Below are 18,290 nucleotides of genomic sequence, written 5' to 3'. Positions count from 1 at the left end.
GTTCAGGATGACGTATACCGTTGACCGTTGACCGTTGACCGTTTACATATTCCTTCTGTACTGCCCGCCGACCTCGTATAAAGCGTGCGAGATCTGGCCAAGGGAACAATACTTGCAAACTTCCATTAACTTATCGAAAGTGTTTTCGCCGGCTGTTGCGGCTTGCTGTAGTTGTTTTAGCAATGTTTCGGATTGTTCCGCGTTCCGTTGTTGAAACGCCTCAAGATTGGAGATCTGCGCCTGCTTTTCTTCTTCCATCGCGCGGATGACTTCGGACGGCACCAATGTGGGTGAGCCTTTTTTATTCAGGAATGTATTTACACCGATAATTGGGTATTCGCCGGTGTGCTTCAGGGTCTCGTAGTACAGCGACTCTTCCTGAATTTTGCTGCGCTGGTACATGGTTTCCATCGCGCCTAAAACACCGCCACGATCATTAATGCGCTTAAATTCTGTCAGTACGGCTTCTTCAACCAGGTCGGTCAACTCTTCTATAATGAACGCACCTTGCAACGGGTTCTCGTTTTTAGCAAGGCCCAATTCTCGATTGATGATCAACTGTATAGCCATGGCCCGCCGTACCGACTCTTCTGTCGGAGTAGTAATGGCCTCGTCGTACGCGTTGGTATGCAGCGAGTTACAATTGTCATAGATTGCGTAAAGTGCCTGCAACGTAGTACGGATGTCATTAAAGTCAATCTCCTGCGCGTGCAGCGACCGGCCACTAGTCTGGATATGATATTTCAGTTTTTGCGAACGCTCATTACCCTTGTACTTATTCTTAATGGCTTTTGCCCAAATGCGGCGCGCTACACGGCCAATAACAGAATATTCAGGGTCGATGCCGTTGCTGAAGAAGAATGACAGGTTAGGCGCAAAGTCATCTATATGCATCCCACGGCTTAAATAGTACTCAACATAGGTAAAGCCGTTAGATAATGTAAATGCCAGTTGTGTAACCGGGTTGGCACCTGCCTCTGCAATGTGATATCCTGATATAGAAACCGAGTAGAAGTTACGCACCTTTTCATCGATAAAATATTGCTGGATATCACCCATCAGACGGAGTGCGAACTCTGTCGAGAAGATACAAGTGTTTTGCGCCTGGTCTTCTTTTAAAATATCGGCCTGTACCGTACCGCGAACATTTGATATAGCGTAGGCTTTAATTTTAGCGTACACATCTGCAGGTAAAACCTGGTCGCCGGTTAAGCCCAGCAACATCAGACCAAGTCCGTTGTTGCCGGGGGGGAGAGTGACAGCCTCACCCAAACCCTCTCCAAAGGAGAGGGCTTTTATGTGCTGATTTAAATTTGCCTCACCCAAATGTTCTCCATTTTTGGCCTCACCCCAACCCTCTCCAAAGGAGAGGGCTTTCTCTTCATTGTTGGTGATTCTGTCGGGTTGTGATCCAAGTCGCCTTTTTATTTTTGATACTACGCCATCAGGGTCATTTAAGACTTCCAGATCTGTAAAGCGAATAACATCAAAGCCTTCATAGTTTAGAATGGCTGTACGAATTGCATCTTGTTCTCCAGTTTCGAGGTGATAACCACCATCTACCTCAATTACCAATCCTTTTCCTAAGCAGACAAAGTCAGCGATGTAGCCATCAATCGCATGCTGCCGACGAATTTTAAAACCTGTTTTGCTATCTCGTAACAGTTGCCACAAGATATTCTCCGTTTCCGTTTGTGACTGCCTGTTAGCTTTTGAATTTGCCTTTAGTGCCTCCCAAATCTTTAAATCAGCGGTTTTATAACCAAAATTATTTTCGTTTTCGAACTCCCTCTCCTTTGGAGAGGGTTGGGGTGAGGCAACAGATTGAGGCATACCGTCAACCTCTGCATTCTCTGGAGAGGTCTGGGATGAGGCAACAGATTGAGGCAAACCGTCAACCTCTGTATGCTCTGGAGAGGATTGGGGTGAGGCTTCATACCCCGGCCTTTGCAATCCCTTATCGTCATAAACCTCTTTAAATTTCGCTTCAACCACATGCTCAAGCTTGTGTTCAATGATGTATTTTTCGCATTGCTGGTCAATGGCGGCGTTCATAAAAAAGCCAAGCAGCATGGGCGCAGGACCGTTAATCGTCATGGACACAGAAGTAGACGGGCTGCACAGATCGAAACCCGAATACAGTTTTTTGGCGTCGTCCAGCGTAGCTATGCTCACACCCGAGTTGCCGATCTTGCCGTAAATGTCGGGGCGAATGTGCGGGTCTTCGCCATAAAGCGTCACCGAGTCGAAAGCTGTAGACAACCTGTGCGCCGGCTGCCCCATCGATACGTAGTGAAAACGTTTATTTGTACGTTCGGGTCCGCCTTCACCTGCAAACATTCGCGTAGGGTCTTCGCCTTCCCGCTTTAGCGGGAATACGCCCGCCGCGTACGGGAACTCGCCCGGCAAATTTTCTGTCAGTAACCAACGCAAAATATCGCCCCAGGCTTCGTATTTCGGTAAGGCAATTTTTGGTATACGTAATTGGGACAGTGAAGTAGTAGTAAGCGGCTGACGTATTTCCTTGTCGCGCACTTTATATACAAAATCTTCAGCCTGGTATTTGGCAACGGTTTCGGGCCATTCCTTTAATAAGCGTTTGCAATCGGCATGCAAATGATCTTCCAGGTGCTGATAAATTTCTTCAAGCCCACTTTTAATCCCCTCTTGAGAGGGAACAGGGGTGTGTCCTTCAACAAGGCCTATTGCACCCTTAACCTGGAACATTTGCTGCGCAATTTTACACTGCTCATTTACCCAGGCGTCATAAGCAACACTGCTCTCGGCAATCTCTGCCAAATAGCGGATCCTATCCGGCGTAATGATGTAAGTCTTTTCCTGCTGTATGTTTTCCTGCGGAATGTTCGGTTTAAAGTCGACACCGGTTTTTGTTTTGATGGTATCCATCAAAACGGTATATAAGCTGTTCATCCCCGGGTCGTTAAACTGCGAAGCCATAGTGCCGAAAACCGGCATGGCGTCGTCACTAGCGTCGAAAAGCTGATGGTTGCGTTTATACTGACGGCGAACATCACGGATAGCATCCAATGCGCCGCGTTTGTCAAATTTGTTGATCGCCACTACATCCGCGAAATCCAGCATGTCTATTTTTTCAAGCTGGGTTGCTGCCCCGAATTCCGGCGTCATCACGTATAGCGATACATCGCAATAATCGGTGATCATGGTATCGCTTTGTCCAATGCCGGATGTCTCGACTATAATGAGATCATAACCCGCGGCTTTGCAAATATCTATCGATTCCTGCACATATCCCGATAAAGCCAGATTTGCCTGCCTTGTCGCCAGCGAACGCATATAAATGCGGGGATTGTTTATAGCGTTCATGCGGATACGGTCGCCTAAAAGCGCGCCGCCTGTTTTGCGTTTAGACGGGTCGACCGAGATAATGGCCAGTGTTTTATCTGTTTCGGCCAAAAAGCGGCGTACAAATTCATCCACCAATGATGATTTACCCGCGCCGCCTGTGCCGGTAATGCCAAGTACAGGGATAGCTCCCTCTCCTTTGGAGAGGGCGGGGGGAGAGATGAATTGTTCCGGGTGGTTCTCTGCCAGTGTAATTAACTGCGCAATAGCCTTTGGATCTTTTTTCGGTAGGTGCTTTAACTCGCCATTCAGCACAGTTTTAGTTTCAAAATCGCAGATCTGCATCATGTGATTGATCATACCTTGCAAACCCATACGGCGGCCATCGTCGGGAGAGTAGATCTTCGCGATACCGTATTCCTGTAACTCATCTATCTCTTGTGGCAGAAACACGCCGCCGCCGCCGCCAAATATTTTGATATGCCCCGCGCCGCGTTGCTGCAGCAAATCATACATGTACTTAAAGTATTCGATGTGCCCGCCCTGGTAAGACGTCAACGCGATGCCTTGTACATCTTCCTGGATAGCGCAATTCACCACCTCGTCCACAGATCGGTTATGCCCCAGATGGATCACCTCGGCCCCGGTAGACTGCAGTATGCGGCGCATGATGTTTATGGTAGCATCGTGACCGTCAAAAAGTGAGGCAGCGGTTACAAAACGGACTTTGTGTACAGGACTATAAGCAGGAACGTTCTCCATCAGGCAGGACTAATTGGTAAGAAATCAAAATTACAGTTTTTCGGGCTAATGCTATGCACGCATAATAATTAGTGAATTAAAGAATGGTGAGTTGTTGAGTAGTGAGTGGTGAATCAGTAAATAGATTGCTGATCTGTAATAACATTGGCGTGATTCTTTCCTATCGGCGTAATCCCTTCTAATCAGTGAAATCCGTGACAATCAGTGAAATCCAAAATCAGTATCTTTGCACCTGTTATGATGTTAACACAATCGGCAGCGGCGCAGTGGGAGAAGGGCTACAATAATTATGGCCCCTGGCTAAAGGAAAAATACAATGGCCAGCGGGTATTTAAGGTTATTGTTGATGGAGGCTTCACCTGCCCAAACCGCGATGGCTCAAAGGGTTACGGCGGCTGCACGTATTGTAATGTCGACTCGTTTACACCATCTGTATCGCGTCAGGCACCAACCCTGCGCGAACAAGTTATCCAGGGAATGGAACGTGCCCGTAAAGGCAATAAAGCCGATAAATTCATCATCTATTTTCAACCCAACACTAATACTTACGCACCCGTGCATTATTTGAAAATGATGTATGATGAAGCATTGAGTATAGAGCCCGAAAACATTGTTGGTCTTTCTGTCGGTACACGGCCCGATTGTATCGATGCTGAGAAGATAGCCTTGCTGGAAAGTTATACCGACAGGTTTGATGTTGACCTGGAGATGGGCATGGAATCTATTTATGACGATACCCTGTTACAGATAAACCGCGGCTGTTTGCACGGCGACCTGGTGAAAGCGTTAGAACTTACCCGCAATAGTAAACTGGACATATGTGTGCATACCATTTTTGGCTTCCCATGGGAAACTAAGGAAATGATGCTGCGCTACGCGGATGAGATCAACCGCTTTGATCACATCAAGTTTGTAAAGTTTCATCACCTGCACATTGTTGAAGGATCGGTAATGGGTGTGAAGTATAAACGCGAGCCGTTTAAGCTTTTTAGCCTGGAAGAATACGCCGACTTTTTATGCGAGTTATTGCCGCTGGTGAGGCCCGATGTGGTGATCCAGCGCCTGTTCGGCTTGTCTGACAGGGAATTGTTGATCGCGCCTAACTGGCAGTTAAGAAAGTCTGAGATACAACATTTTATAGATCAGCGTATTTTAAGCAAGGGTGTGGTACAGGGATCTGCACTAATGTAAATTACCACCATGTCATTGCGAGGAACGAAGCAATCCCGGCATCCTGATCGACCTATCTCAAGCCATGCCCTAAATGAAGGGCGGAATTTACCCAACTACTTTCCCGTTTTAACCGGTGTAAGGGCTCTCGCAGCTTACCTGGTATTTATCTCGCATTATGAATACGCTTTTGACGGGAGCCTTCCTCAGGGCGTAAAGCGCTACCTGCAGGAGTTCCATTTCGGGGTGACCATATTTTTTGTGCTGTCCGGATTTTTGATCGCCTACAGATATTACAACAATTTTGAGCATAGCTGGCATTGGTTGGGTAAGTATATCCGCAACCGTGTGGCCCGAATTTACCCGATGTATTTCTTACTTACCATCGGCACTTTTATTTATTATTACTATTCGGGAGACAAAACCATTGTCGGTGATTTTTCCAATCCTTTGGGACTGCTGGCGCTCAACCTCACTTTTTTACGTGGCTTTTTCAACGACCTGAAGTTTACCGGCATTGCCCAGGGCTGGTCGCTTACGGTTGAAGAGTGCTTTTACATTTCCGCGCCGTTTATTTTCTATCTCGCCAAAAGGTATAAACTGTTTTGGGTACAGGTGCTATTGTTGACAGGTTTGGGTTTTCTGTTAGTGTTAATGTTTGGCCACACCGGTTGGTATGGCTTTTTCGGTAACGATACATTTATGATGGTCTATACGTTTTTAGGCCGGTGCTTCGAGTTTTTTGTAGGGGTGAAACTGGCTACGATTTTTCTTAAGAAACGTATTACGAGTTCTGAGACACCGAAATTCACTTATTCCGGATTGCTGCTTGTTTTTACAGCGCCGCTGATCATGTCATTACTCACCATCCCAAGAGGCTGGACTGCAGGTTTGCACAATCCACGGGGTATTATTACCAACAATTATTTTTTGGCTATTGCGATAGCATTGTTTTTCTATGGATTGTTAACTGAGAATACTTGGCTGAAACGTCTATTGGCAAATCGTTTTGTAGAATTGCTGGGCAAGAGCTCCTACATCTTTTACCTTATACATCTGGGCGTTGTTGCCCGTTTTCTGCAATGGGGTACGGATAAACTGAATGACCAAGTTTTTCAGCTATATGACAAGCTAAACCTCGATTGGCATTCGCCGTTTGAGAATGACACGCTCAATGTGCTTTGGTTGTTCATCGCGCTGAACGGCATTTCCACTCTGTTGTTCAAATTGGCAGAGGAACCGTTAAATCATTTGATACGTCAGACCCCACCCCAACCCCTCCCCAAAGGAGACGGGCTTTCTACATAACGAGATTGCCAAACCTTTCTATGATCGCTTTTTCGCGGTATTGGAATATTTGCTTTACTTTCTTACGGACTATCAGTGCATTAGCCAAACCACCGATGGGTGCCGGGGCAATGGCATAAGTTAGTTTATCTGTCATGTGCACACCACCTTCTATTTCTTTAAAAAAGTGTTCGTGGTGCCACATAGCGTATGGCCCAAAGCGCTGCTCGTCTATAAAATACTTGCGGTCTTTTATATGGGTAATCTCTGTAACCCAGTTCATCTTGATACCCAGTAACGGGGTGATCTTATAGCTAATGAGCATACCCTCGTACATCACAGTGTCTTCGGTATAATCAGACGTTATCTTAAAGCCCATTTCTTTAGGCGTTATCTTGGCTAGATTGAGCGGCGAGGAAAAGAATTGCCATGCTTCATCCAAAGTGATGGGCATATCCTGTTCCCATTTTAACTGATACGTTTTCACGTACGGCTAACAAGTGTTACCCGTTAAGGTTTTTTTAGGCCTCACGCTATTGCACCATCTTGTTTGCGCAGTATGAACTGGCAAATGCTTCGGGTTTAGCCTTAAATACAAAGCCCATGCTTAGGATGTAACCCATTGCCTCGTGCAGCGCCTGATTAGACTTGAACATCGGGTTGGTATTAATATCGGCATGCACTTCCAGGTCAACTTCGTAAAGGTCAAGCAAGTCGCAAAGTTTGTAGGCAATGTCGATAGACTTTTGCACCTCTGTGAGCATGCGTTCTTTGATGCTCATTTTAATGGAAGTACGCTCCTGGTGGATGTACATAAAACCGCCGCGCTGCTCGCGCAGGAATACGATCACGGTAGCAAAATCGGTTACCGAGCCTTTAACCTGCGAGTCTGTACCAATGCAAACTTTTAGTTTGTTGCCGGCAAGCGTTTCGCGCTCGATGGTTTTTTCTACTTCTTCAATGATGGGGGTTTGCAGCACTTCGCCGCTAAATTTTCTCCAGGTCATATCGTGTAATTAACTTTTGCCGAACCCGGTATTAGGTTCATTAAAAGTAAGCTATTACTTTCCCGAAAAACAGCGGTTTGTGGTTATTTATTTGTTAACAAATTGGTGGTTGTTAACAGGTTAAAAGAAAAGCCGCTCAATGAGCGGCTTTGAATATTTAGGCCCCACCCAACCCTCCCCGGAAGGGAGGGCTTTAAGATCGCCTTTTGCTTCTTGCCTCTTTTCTCTAACCCTACCCCACCAGCTTTTTATACTTGATCCGTTTTGGCGCTATATCACCCAAACGCTTTTTGCGGTTCTCTTCATAGTCTGAGTAATTACCTTCAAAAAAGTAAACCTGTGAATCTCCCTCAAAGGCCAGAATGTGCGTACAGATACGGTCGAGGAACCAGCGGTCGTGGCTGATGACTACAGCGCAACCTGCAAAGTTCTCCAATGCTTCTTCCAGGGCGCGCAAGGTGTTTACGTCGATATCGTTTGTTGGCTCATCCAGCAACAGTACGTTGCTGCTCTTTTTTAGCGTAATGGCCAGGTGCACGCGGTTGCGCTCACCGCCCGATAATACCCCCACTTTCTTTTGCTGGTCAGCACCGTTGAAGTTGAACTTAGAAACATACGCCCTTGAGTTGATGGTACGGTTACCCAGGGCAATATTATCCAATCCGTCGGTAACGTTTTCCCAGACTGATTTTTCGGGGTCAAGGTCGTCGTGGTTTTGGTCTACATAACCCAGGGCTACCGTGTCGCCTACGCGGAAGGTGCCTGCATCGGGCTCGGCTTGCTGGGTAATGAGGCGGAACAGCGTAGTTTTACCCGCGCCGTTAGGGCCTATAATACCTACAATACCCGCAGGCGGCAATGAGAATGTCAGGTTTTCGAATAATACCCTGTCGCCGTAGGCTTTGGTAACGTTATTGGCCTCTATGACCACATTGCCCAAACGCGGGCCCGGCGGAATAAATAACTCCAGTTTGTCTTCGCGGTCCTTAGTTTCTTCTGAAGCAAGTTTATCATAGTTAGACAATCGCGCCTTTGATTTGGCGTGGCGGGCCTTTGGTGCCATGCGTACCCATTCCAGCTCGCGCTCCAAAGTTTTCTGGCGTTTGCTTTCCGTCTTTTCTTCCTGTGCCAGGCGCTTGGCTTTCTGGTCAAGCCATGACGAGTAGTTTCCCTTCCATGGTATACCTTCGCCACGGTCGAGTTCCAGTATCCAGCCGGCCACATTATCCAGGAAGTAGCGGTCGTGGGTTACGGCTATCACCGTGCCCTTGTATTGTTTAAGGTGCTGCTCAAGCCAATCTATCGACTCTGCATCCAGGTGGTTGGTTGGCTCATCCAGCAATAACACGTCGGGCTCTTGCAGGAGCAAACGGCATAAGGCCACACGGCGCCGCTCACCGCCCGATAGTACTGCGATCTTGGTTTCCGGTTCCGGGCAGCGCAAAGCATCCATCGCCCGCTCCAGTTTAGTATCCAGTTCCCAGGCATTAACCGCATCTATCTTATCCTGCAATTCGCCCTGGCGCTGCATCAGCTTATCCATGGCATCGGCATCCTCATAATACTCGGGCAGGCCAAATTTTTCGTTGATCTCTTCGTATTCTTTCAAAATGGCGGTGATTTCGGCCACACCTTCTTCCACCACCTCGCGAACCGTTTTTTCCGGGTCGAGCTGCGGCTCCTGTGCCAGGTAGCCAACGGTATACCCCGGAGAAAAGACAACCTCACCCTGGTATGATTTGTCCAGGCCGGCAATGATCTTTAGCACCGATGACTTACCCGATCCGTTTAAACCAATAACGCCGATCTTGGCGCCGTAGAAGAACGAGAGGTATATGTTTTTTAAGACTTGCTTTTGCGGCGGGTAAATCTTGTTTACGCCGGCCATAGAGAATATGATCTTTTCGTCTGACATGGTAATATGTGTAGAAGCCAAATATCAGTTTTATAAAGATGGCTTACAAGGCAAATCCGCTGATCCGTCAGCTGACGGACGGGTGTAACATGTGACAGTTTTTATAACAATCCTGACTTATTGGTATCTGACAAGATCATGTCACCGCTGTAAGTAATTGTAAATCAGCGATTCACGATCACGTCAGTGTTTCAACTTTGCCTTTTTTTACTCAAAAAGTGTCACACACTGTCACATCATGTTACAGCGGTGTTGAAGTGTTAGCAAGTCCCTAAAGCGATTTTTCACTCCGGTATAATCGGCATACCCAATGGGACCTCACCCCAACCCCTCTCCAAGGGAGAGGGGCTTATGCAAATTTTGAAACATCTTTTTTACCGATTCTACGTTTGTTTTTTAAAGGAGGATTGGGGAGTTATCAAGAGATCTGTCTACTACTGACAAAACAGTGCCACGAAAAGGAATTTGCAGGCTGACTAAGTTTGTGCCATAGCAAACTTTTATGAGCAACAGATTTTTGAACATTACTACCAATAACGGCCGTGCTGACGACCACCTGTATATTGAAAGGCCGCCGCAAATTGAGATGATACGGTCTATGATTCGCGATGCGGCGAACCCGACAACGAGGCATAAGGCGGGTTGGCTTGACGAACAATATGATTGTGCGGACGACCTGATGGTGATCCGCCCGGCTAACGACTGGCATAGCGACACGCGAAACATACAGAAGCCCAAAATGGTATTTGATAATTTTTGGTTTGAGAACGAGCTTTGCGTATTATTTGCCGATACCAACGTGGGCAAGTCTATCCTGGCTGTGCAGCTGGGAAATACTATCGCTGCGGGCGGCGATGTCAGAGGTTTTCAAATGCAGATACCCGCGTGCCCGGTTATCTACTTCGACTTTGAGCAAAGCGGCAACCAGTTCGAGGCCAGGTACACGCTGGAGCGCGAGAGATTTAAGTTCAGCCCCAATTTTTACAGGGCAGAACTAAATGCCGCCGCCGGTGATGTGCGTAATTACCTTGACCGTGTGCATGCCTGCATTGAAGAAGGGGTAAAGAAAACAAAGGCGAGTGTGCTCATCATCGATAACCTTACCTACCTTGCCAACGAGGCAGAGAAGGCGCGCGATGCGATGGTGATGATGAAGTTTTTAAAGAAACTGAAGAGTAAATACAACCTATCGATACTGGCACTGGCGCATACACCAAAACGAAATACGGCCAAACCCATTACCAACAACGATATGCAGGGCAGCAAAATGCTGGTAAACTTTTGTGACAGTGTTTTCGCGATGGGCCGGAGCAGAAAGGAGCCCGATATGCGGTACCTTAAGCAAATTAAACAACGCAATGCAACAGAACTCTATGGCGAAGACAGGGTGTGTCTCCTGCGCATAATACGGTCCGGCGATGGTAATATTTTTATGGACCATGCCGGCTACGATGCAGAACAGGAACACCTTGACAAGGAAAAATATGTATCTGTAACCGATAAGCGGCATATAGCAGACCTGAACAAAGAAGGCTTATCATGCCGCAAAATTGCCATGCAGATGGGGCTATCGCATACTACCGTGTGGCGGGCGTTGAGCAAGATGGCCGAAGACTAAACAAAGAGTTTTATTACCCTGACTTTTACAGCAAACTCACGTAACCGGAATAAGGCTTAGAACCGTTTTTTAGATCGATCACATAGTAATAAGTGCCTGCCGGTAACTTTTGCCCCTCATAGGTGCCGTCCCAGGGTTTACTGTAACCGATGGAGTGGAAAACCTGGCGGCCATTGCGGCTATACACATCAACCGTGCATTTATTAAAGCCAACCAGTATGGGTATGTTCCAAAGATCGTTATAGCCGTCGCCGTTAGGGGTAAAGGTGTTTGGCGGAGGTACAAAGGCGCTGATCACTTTTACGGTTACCGGTCCTGAAGTGGTATAACACCCCAACGCCGAAATAACGGTAAGGGTGTATTCGGTAGTTGTACCGGGCGCGGCAACCGGGTTGGCAATGTCCGTGCGGCTTAACCCTGCCGCCGGCGACCACTGGTAGGTAGCCCCTCTGATCACATTTACCGGGCTGATGGTAACGCCATCGCCTGCTATTACCGTATAAAGCGTGTTTGGAAACCGTACAATCGGAGGGCTTTCAACCGTTACCGATACGGCGTTTGCTACCACCGTAACCGGTACGTTGCAAATGTTTGTTGTGCTGGTGATAGCGCATGTAACTGCATCCTTATCGGCAAGGCCTGCGGCAATAAATGTAGTGCCTGTCTCACCTGTAGTTTTTCCGTTTATAAACCATTCGTAACTCAGGCCTGTAGCAGTACCGCCGGCCGCCGCTGTAAAAGTTATAGTTCCGCCGGCGCAAATTGTTGTCGACGACGCACTTACAGTGGCTGTCAGCGGGTTGAGCAAATTTACAACCAATGCGTTTGATGTTACTGGCACGCTGCATGGCAGGTTAGTGATTAGCACGCAGGTTATTACATCGTTATCCTTTAATGCAGCAGTAGTGAACGTGCTATTGTTAGCTCCGGCGTTTACACCGTTAACCTGCCATTGGTAAGCGGGTGACGTACCGCCGTTCACCGTAGTTGCTGTAAATGTAACCGGTACGCCGGGACATGTGTTATTCGCAGACGCAGTAATATTTACTGCAGACGCCGCCGGAGCGTTTACTTTTACCGTTAGCGCGTCTGATACCACCCTGCATGATGCAAAGCCTGTATTGCCGTCATCTGCCACCAGTACCCGGTAAAGGTAAGTGCCGGCAATTAATGCAGACGTAGTGTAGGTTGCCGTTGTTGCAGTGGCGATGTCTGTCCACGTAGTGCCATTGTCTGTGCTCTGCTGCCATTGATAGGCAGTTTTCAAGTAACAGGCATCGGCAGTGGCAACTAATTTGAGGCCGCTGCTTGCCGACTCGCACACAGTAGCTGTATTGCCCGTTACATTTTGGATGCCCACACTTATGGCCGGCCCGCTGGGCCTAAAGGTAATATCATCTAAAGCCAGGTCATTTCCTACACCCCCGGGTGCATTGTTACGCATACGCAATACAACCGAACTTACACCGGCCGGCATGGTAAAGTAAAATGAAAATGGTAGCCAGGTTGGTGTAGACGACATGGGAATGTCCTGAGTGTCAAGACTTTTAAGTAGGGTACCATCTGTTTTTTCGATACGAAACGTGATACGCGGAGGAATTCCATATCGACCTACCATATTCATGATCCATGCACCAAACTGGTATGTAGTACCGCTGCAAAGTCCGTTAACTGTTTGCGTATAAAAGTCGCTTGGCGCAATAGATGCGTTCGCCACCATAAATCGCCCATCGGTATCGCCGGTATGATCATAATACACCAGGTGCCAGTTGTCTGTAAAGCAGGTATTCATGCGGCTGGTAATGGTGTACTGCCCGTCTTCGGGGCAACCGGTTACGTAGGTCAGGTTAGTAGTACCAGCGGGTAAAGCCGGCCCTCTGCCTGCACCGGCGCCAAACGTAATATTTATTACAGGATCGCCCAACGTGCCCGAGCATTGCGCGTTGACATCAACACTAAATCCCAATAGCATCAGCATGCAGATGAGCAATTTGCTTAATGACATGAGATTTGTTTTTGATAACGGTTTGGACAACATTAACTGCAGCATTACATGATCAACCCGGGCAAGGCGTTTAAAAGTAAGCAAATCTTTTAAAGCAGGCTTACATAACCCGCGTAAGGCTTAACGCCATTCTTAAGATCGATAACATAATAGTAGGTGCCAACAGGCAGTAGCTGTCCATCAGCCAATCCGTCCCAGGGTTTGCTGTAACCAATGGAATGAAAAACCTGCCTTCCGTTGCGGCCGTAAATATCTACGGTACAGTTTGGATAATCTGCCAGGCCGGCCACATTCCAGGTGTCATTTACACCATCGGCATTGGGGGTAAAGGTGTTTGGGCTGACGATGAAATTCTTGATAACCTGCACAGTAACCGGTTGGCTGATGGTGGTACAGCCGCCGGGTGTTGTAACGGTTAAGGTGTAACTGGTTGTTTTTAGCGGAAGGGCTATAGGGTTTAATACCTCGGCACGGTTTAAGCCTGTCGCGGGCGTCCAGCTGTAAGTAGCTCCGGGCACATTTACAGCGGCATCTATCTTTACAGAACTTCCCTCGTCTATAGTGTAAGTAGTTACAGGCAGTGTGATCACTGCGGGGTCTTGCACGGTTATAGCAGGCGCGGTGGCCGTAATACCTATTGGTGCACTGCACGCCGCAATGGTTGCAGTAACTGTGCAACTCACGACATTGTTATTTGCCAGAGAAGTGCTGGTAAATGTTGGTGTGGTGTTACCGGTGCTAACGCCATTGATCTGCCATGAATACGTAAGGTTAGTGGTCGTAGCGTCAACAGCCGCCACGTAGGTTACAGGCTCATTTTTACAGATGGTATTTGCAGTAGACGAAACAGTTACTTTTTTGATGGGACTTATAACACCAATTGTGATGCTATTAGATGTGGCAGGCGGACTGCAGGTATTTTCACCCGTAAGGATACAAGTTACCTTATCATTGTCTGCCAGGTTGCCCGGACTAAACGTGGCGCTATTGGTACCCGCGTTTACGCCGTTGATCTGCCATTGGTAAACAGGGGCCGGGCCCGGATTGACCGGCGTTGCAGTGAATGTTACCGGTGTGTTCTGGCAAGTAGTTGTTGTTGATGAAACAATTGACACAGACGAAACAGTTGCCGGCACTACATGCACCGTTAACACATCAGATATGACACGGCATGATACGATCTCTGTATTGTTATCGCCGGCCACCAATGTGCGGTACAGATAAGTGCCTACGCCAAGCAGTGACAAGGCCCTGGTGCTTTGGGTGGCGCCGCTCACGTTTACCCACGTAGTGCCGCCATCAATGCTTTGCTGCCACTGGAACGAAATGTTATTGGTTAAGATACAATTGTCTGTTTTTGCTACTAAAGTCACCTTATCGCTGGCCGGCTGGCAAACGGTTATTTCTTTGCCGGGCTGATCTTTAAAACTTACATCGATACCCGGCCCGGCAGGGCGGAAGGTAATATCATCAAGCGCAAGGTCATTACCCTGCCCGCCCAGGCCATTGTTGCTCATCCTGATCACTACAGACGTAATGCCTTGCGGCATGGTAAAATAAAACGGATACTGTTTCCAGGTTGGCGTCGCCGTTGGCATGATCTCGCCGGTGTTGAAACTCTGCAGTACCGTACCATCCGGTTTTTCGAGGCTGAAGGTAATATCGGGGTTTCGCTCTGTCAATGTCACCAGGTTCATTACCCACGAGGCAAATTCATAGGTAGTTCCGCCGCAGAGGCCGTCTATCTGCTGCCGAAAGAATGTGCTTGGCTGATAATCGGCATTGATAACCATGAACCTGCCGCCCGGGTCGCCGGTATGGTCCTTTACCAACTTATGCCAGTCGTTGGTATAGCAAAAATCCATCTTGTTGGTAATGGTGTAGTCGCCGTCATTAGGACAGCCCTCGTAAGCGTAGTTAAGCGTGGTAATTCCGGGTGGAAATGGGTCGCTGATCTGAGCAGCCCCGGCGCCAAACGTAATGTCGACCACTGTGGCCCCGAGTGTGGGTGTACAAGTTTGTGCTTGTGACAATGCCGGAACAATTGACTGGAGCAAAAACAGTAATCCCGATAGCCAATGAAAGCTCGCTTTAAAGTTAACTGAGGGTAATCCGGCGCACATTAGGGTAGGTGCAAATATCCGCAAAAATATTGCACCGCCGAAATTTAACCGGCTCATTTGCACACGTATAAGTGCTACTGATTACTTGTGTAGCTTCTCTGCAGTCTTATAAATAACAGAGTAGTCGGCTGAGTTATCTGTTTGCTGCCGCCCGGTTTTTGTATTCAGTTTTAATGGTTTCTGCGCAAGTGTATTGTTGCTTACACGAAAGGCCACATTCATGGTATCGGTCATACCTTCCTGCATAAAAGTCCATACAGCATTAATGACGCTGTCTTTTACCGTACCATCTAATTTGCCTTTGCGACTGTCTTTCTCATATGGCAGCCAGTTCATTACACCGCTTACTTTATTGCCCTTTATCACTAACTCTACGCTTGTGCTGTCCTTACCCTGGGTATGCAAATAACAAAGTGAAGAAACGGTAGGCGTGTTATTAGTGGTTTTGGTGTCGCTGCTTTTGGCTAGTGTATCGCCGGCAACAACAGTATCTGTCTTTGACGTCTTATCGGCAGGTGCAGAACAAGCAGTTATTACGGCGGCGGTTGTAAACAGCAGAAGCAATCTTTTCATAGAGGTAAGACAGACCAATTACAGAATGGTTTTAATACCGGCTTTCTTTGCCGATAGGCAGCTCGGGCCTGCGCGACCATTCGCTCCATGAGCCTACGTAAAGTTTTGCGCCGGTTAGTCCGGCTTGTTCTAAGGCCAGCAAGGTATGGCAGGCGGTAACGCCGGATCCGCAATGCACGATCACATTCTTCGGGCTGATGTCGCCAAGCTGTTGGGCATATTTATCATGTAATAACTCGTCCACCAGGTATTTGCTGTCACTATCCATATTACCTGCATAGGGTATATTAATTGCACCGGGTATGTGGCCTGCAACCAGGTCTATTGGCTCCGTTTGCCCCAGGTAACGCGCATTCTCCCTTACGTCTATTACAAGATGACTATCGTCATTTGCTGCCAGTTTAACCTCTTCTATAGATGCTGTGCCGGCAAACCCTGCGGGCACAGGGTAAGACTCTACAACGTTCGGGGTAACTTCCTCGAAGCTTAGAATAATTCCCTTATCTATAGCTGCTTTCAAGCCACCGTTTAACACCTGCACTTTCTGATGGCCAATGGCTTTTAGCATCCACCACAAACGGGCCGCGCCCATGGCATTAGCTTTATCGTCATAGATCACCACATGTGTGTCCGGAGTGATGCCAAGCCTGGTTAACAAGTCGGCAAAATCTTTAGTCGACGGCAGGGGATGGCGCCCGCCGAAGGCGGCGTCTTCAGGATGCAAGGCAAGATCATCATCGAGGCTGGCAAATACGGCGCCATCCAGATGGCTTTGCTGATAGCGTTCGTGCGCGTCAGCGCCCCCGCGCACGTCGACGATCACGGTTGTCGTTTTGTCTAATGCTAGTAACTTGGGTAAATCTATAAGTGGCTGCATGATCAAATGTAATTGTCTGAACCCGAATTTACAGGATTTTAGAATGAACAGAATATTAGTTTATAACTTCCAGCTGTTTTGTTGTGCTGAAAAGGGTGAAGCATCTGAAAGGACATGCTCCTTAAGCGCTAAGTCGCCGCTAAGGCTTGTTACTTTTTGGCCGTCAAAAAAGTAACCAAAAAACTCGCGGCTGCACCCTGTGCTACAACGTTACTGCTGTTTTCAATAATTGTGGTTCCCGCACAGACTGATGCCGCATTTTTCGGTTATGTCAATACAGTGCTACCATTGTCGATAATATTTGCGTTAAGGATAGGAGCGGCATCCTGCGCAGCAGATACAGCGGATAGCCTGACCCGAGCCAACGAGGGGAACGCCCAAAGAAAGCTTTTCATCAATTAGTAGCTAATTCAATAAACAACTATTCTTTTTTGAAGCCACATATTTGGGATTGCTTCATCATTACGTTCTTCGCAATGACGCGCAAGTTCACACAGTAATTTTTATAATTACTTAACCTATTGATAATCCTGCCAAAGCCACTTGCAACTGCTGCTTAAACACATCTGCAAAAAACTTTACCAAACCCCTTGAAAATCAAAATAGAACTTCGTACTTTTGCAGTCCTTAAAATAAGGATAAAACTGTAAAAAGAAAAAGCAAAGAATGCCTACTATTCAGCAATTAGTTAGAAAAGGTAGAGTAGCTCTGGAAGACAAGAGTAAGTCACCAGCGTTGGACAGCTGTCCACAGCGAAGAGGCGTGTGTACCCGTGTATACACCACTACCCCTAAGAAACCAAACTCAGCAATGCGCAAGGTTGCGCGTGTACGTTTAACCAATGGTAAAGAGGTGAATGCCTACATCCCTGGTGAAGGCCACAACCTTCAGGAGCACTCTATCGTGTTGATCCGCGGTGGCAGGGTTAAAGATTTACCGGGTGTACGTTACCACATTATCCGTGGTGCATTAGATACATCAGGTGTTAACGGCCGTAACCAACGCCGTAGTAAATATGGTACTAAACGCCCTAAACCAGGCCAGGCAGCTGCCGCACCTGCAAAAGGTAAAAAGAAATAATTAATAGGAGGATAGTATACAATGAGAAAGTCGAAACCAAAAAAGAGAATCCTTCTTCCTGATCCAAAATTCAATGATGTTTTGGTAACCAGGTTTGTAAATAACATGATGTATGACGGTAAAAAATCTACCGCTTACAGCATATTCTACAACGCAGTTGACATTGTAGAGAAAAAAACCAGCGAAAACGGGTTAGATACCTGGAAAAAAGCTTTGAACAATGTAATGCCTGCCGTTGAAGTTAAAAGCCGCCGTGTGGGTGGTGCTAACTTCCAGGTACCTACAGAAGTTCGTCCGGAGCGTAAAGTGGCTTTGGGTATGAAATGGCTTATCAGCTATGCACGCCGCCGTGGTGAGAAAACCATGATGGAGAAACTTGCCGGCGAGATCATCTCTGCAAGCAAAGGCGAAGGTGCTGCTGTTAAAAAGAAAGAAGATACGCACAAAATGGCCGAGGCCAACAAAGCGTTCTCGCATTTCCGTTTCTAAACAAAAGATTACACCGATTAAAATAAGATTGCACCGATAAGTTGATGAAACCATTGATTT

General features: G+C 47.3%; 14 protein-coding genes. 5 read left to right on the top strand and 9 right to left on the bottom strand.

What is annotated here, in order from left to right; translation table 11 throughout:
• Positions 1–42 precede the first annotated feature (42 nt).
• Complete coding sequence (locus tag GO620_RS17230; protein ID WP_244139398.1) at positions 43–4,086, bottom strand: methylmalonyl-CoA mutase family protein; 4,044 nt, start codon at positions 4,084–4,086, stop codon at positions 43–45.
• 237 nt (positions 4,087–4,323) lie between these two features.
• Here GO620_RS17230 and GO620_RS10170 point away from each other — a divergent pair, with 237 nt between their 5' ends.
• Positions 4,324–5,277 (top strand): TIGR01212 family radical SAM protein, encoded by a 954-nt coding sequence (locus tag GO620_RS10170; RefSeq protein ID WP_244139397.1) that lies wholly within the window; start codon positions 4,324–4,326, stop codon positions 5,275–5,277.
• Between the two features lie 9 nt (positions 5,278–5,286).
• Positions 5,287–6,564, top strand: a complete 1,278-nt coding sequence (locus tag GO620_RS10165; protein ID WP_157526262.1) for an acyltransferase family protein — start codon at positions 5,287–5,289, stop codon at positions 6,562–6,564.
• Here GO620_RS10165 and GO620_RS10160 read toward each other — a convergent pair.
• The 3 genes from GO620_RS10160 to ettA all read right to left on the bottom strand — a co-directional run bounded on the left by GO620_RS10160 (position 6,557) and on the right by ettA (position 9,465).
• On the bottom strand, positions 6,557–7,030 hold the full coding sequence (locus GO620_RS10160; RefSeq protein WP_200229832.1) for an SRPBCC family protein: 474 nt from the start codon (positions 7,028–7,030) through the stop codon (positions 6,557–6,559). The genes GO620_RS10165 and GO620_RS10160 overlap by 8 nt on opposite strands.
• Before the next feature lie 46 nt (positions 7,031–7,076).
• Positions 7,077–7,550 (bottom strand): ribonuclease H-like YkuK family protein, encoded by a 474-nt coding sequence (locus GO620_RS10155; RefSeq protein WP_157526261.1) that lies wholly within the window; start codon positions 7,548–7,550, stop codon positions 7,077–7,079.
• Positions 7,551–7,782: 232 nt separating this feature from the next.
• Complete coding sequence (gene ettA, locus GO620_RS10150; protein WP_157526260.1) at positions 7,783–9,465, bottom strand: energy-dependent translational throttle protein EttA; 1,683 nt, start codon at positions 9,463–9,465, stop codon at positions 7,783–7,785.
• Positions 9,466–9,967: 502 nt separating this feature from the next.
• On the opposite strand from ettA, the gene GO620_RS10145 reads away from it, so the two are divergent.
• Entirely contained in the window at positions 9,968–11,083 is a 1,116-nt protein-coding gene (locus GO620_RS10145; RefSeq protein WP_157526259.1) for an AAA family ATPase, read from the top strand.
• Between the two features lie 25 nt (positions 11,084–11,108).
• Here GO620_RS10145 and GO620_RS10140 read toward each other — a convergent pair whose 3' ends face one another.
• From GO620_RS10140 to GO620_RS17330, 5 genes are all read right to left on the bottom strand, one after another.
• Complete coding sequence (locus GO620_RS10140; protein ID WP_198173594.1) at positions 11,109–13,088, bottom strand: gliding motility-associated C-terminal domain-containing protein; 1,980 nt, start codon at positions 13,086–13,088, stop codon at positions 11,109–11,111.
• 89 nt (positions 13,089–13,177) lie between these two features.
• On the bottom strand, positions 13,178–15,079 hold the full coding sequence (locus GO620_RS10135) for a gliding motility-associated C-terminal domain-containing protein (protein WP_198173593.1): 1,902 nt from the start codon (positions 15,077–15,079) through the stop codon (positions 13,178–13,180).
• Between the two features lie 213 nt (positions 15,080–15,292).
• A complete protein-coding gene (locus GO620_RS10130) occupies positions 15,293–15,784 on the bottom strand; it encodes a hypothetical protein (RefSeq protein ID WP_157526256.1) in 492 nt (163 codons plus the stop codon).
• Between the two features lie 31 nt (positions 15,785–15,815).
• Positions 15,816–16,661 carry a sulfurtransferase gene (locus tag GO620_RS10125; RefSeq protein ID WP_157526255.1) on the bottom strand — a complete coding sequence of 282 codons (846 nt, stop codon included), beginning with the start codon at positions 16,659–16,661 and terminating at the stop codon, positions 15,816–15,818.
• 266 nt (positions 16,662–16,927) lie between these two features.
• On the bottom strand, positions 16,928–17,056 hold the full coding sequence (locus GO620_RS17330) for a hypothetical protein (RefSeq protein WP_262895007.1): 129 nt from the start codon (positions 17,054–17,056) through the stop codon (positions 16,928–16,930).
• Positions 17,057–17,327: 271 nt separating this feature from the next.
• On the opposite strand from GO620_RS17330, the gene rpsL reads away from it, so the two are divergent.
• Positions 17,328–17,741: a 30S ribosomal protein S12 gene (rpsL, locus tag GO620_RS10120; protein WP_128769576.1), complete on the top strand. Its 414-nt coding sequence runs from the start codon at positions 17,328–17,330 to the stop codon at positions 17,739–17,741.
• 21 nt (positions 17,742–17,762) lie between these two features.
• Positions 17,763–18,230 (top strand): 30S ribosomal protein S7, encoded by a 468-nt coding sequence (gene rpsG, locus GO620_RS10115; protein WP_157526254.1) that lies wholly within the window; start codon positions 17,763–17,765, stop codon positions 18,228–18,230.
• Positions 18,231–18,290 lie beyond the last annotated feature (60 nt).

Source organism: Mucilaginibacter ginkgonis (genome assembly GCF_009754905.2).
Taxonomy (GTDB): Bacteria; Bacteroidota; Bacteroidia; order Sphingobacteriales; family Sphingobacteriaceae; genus Mucilaginibacter; species Mucilaginibacter ginkgonis.
The sequence above is the reverse complement of the archived record's forward strand: the minus strand, read 5'-3'. Positions and strand labels throughout refer to the sequence as shown.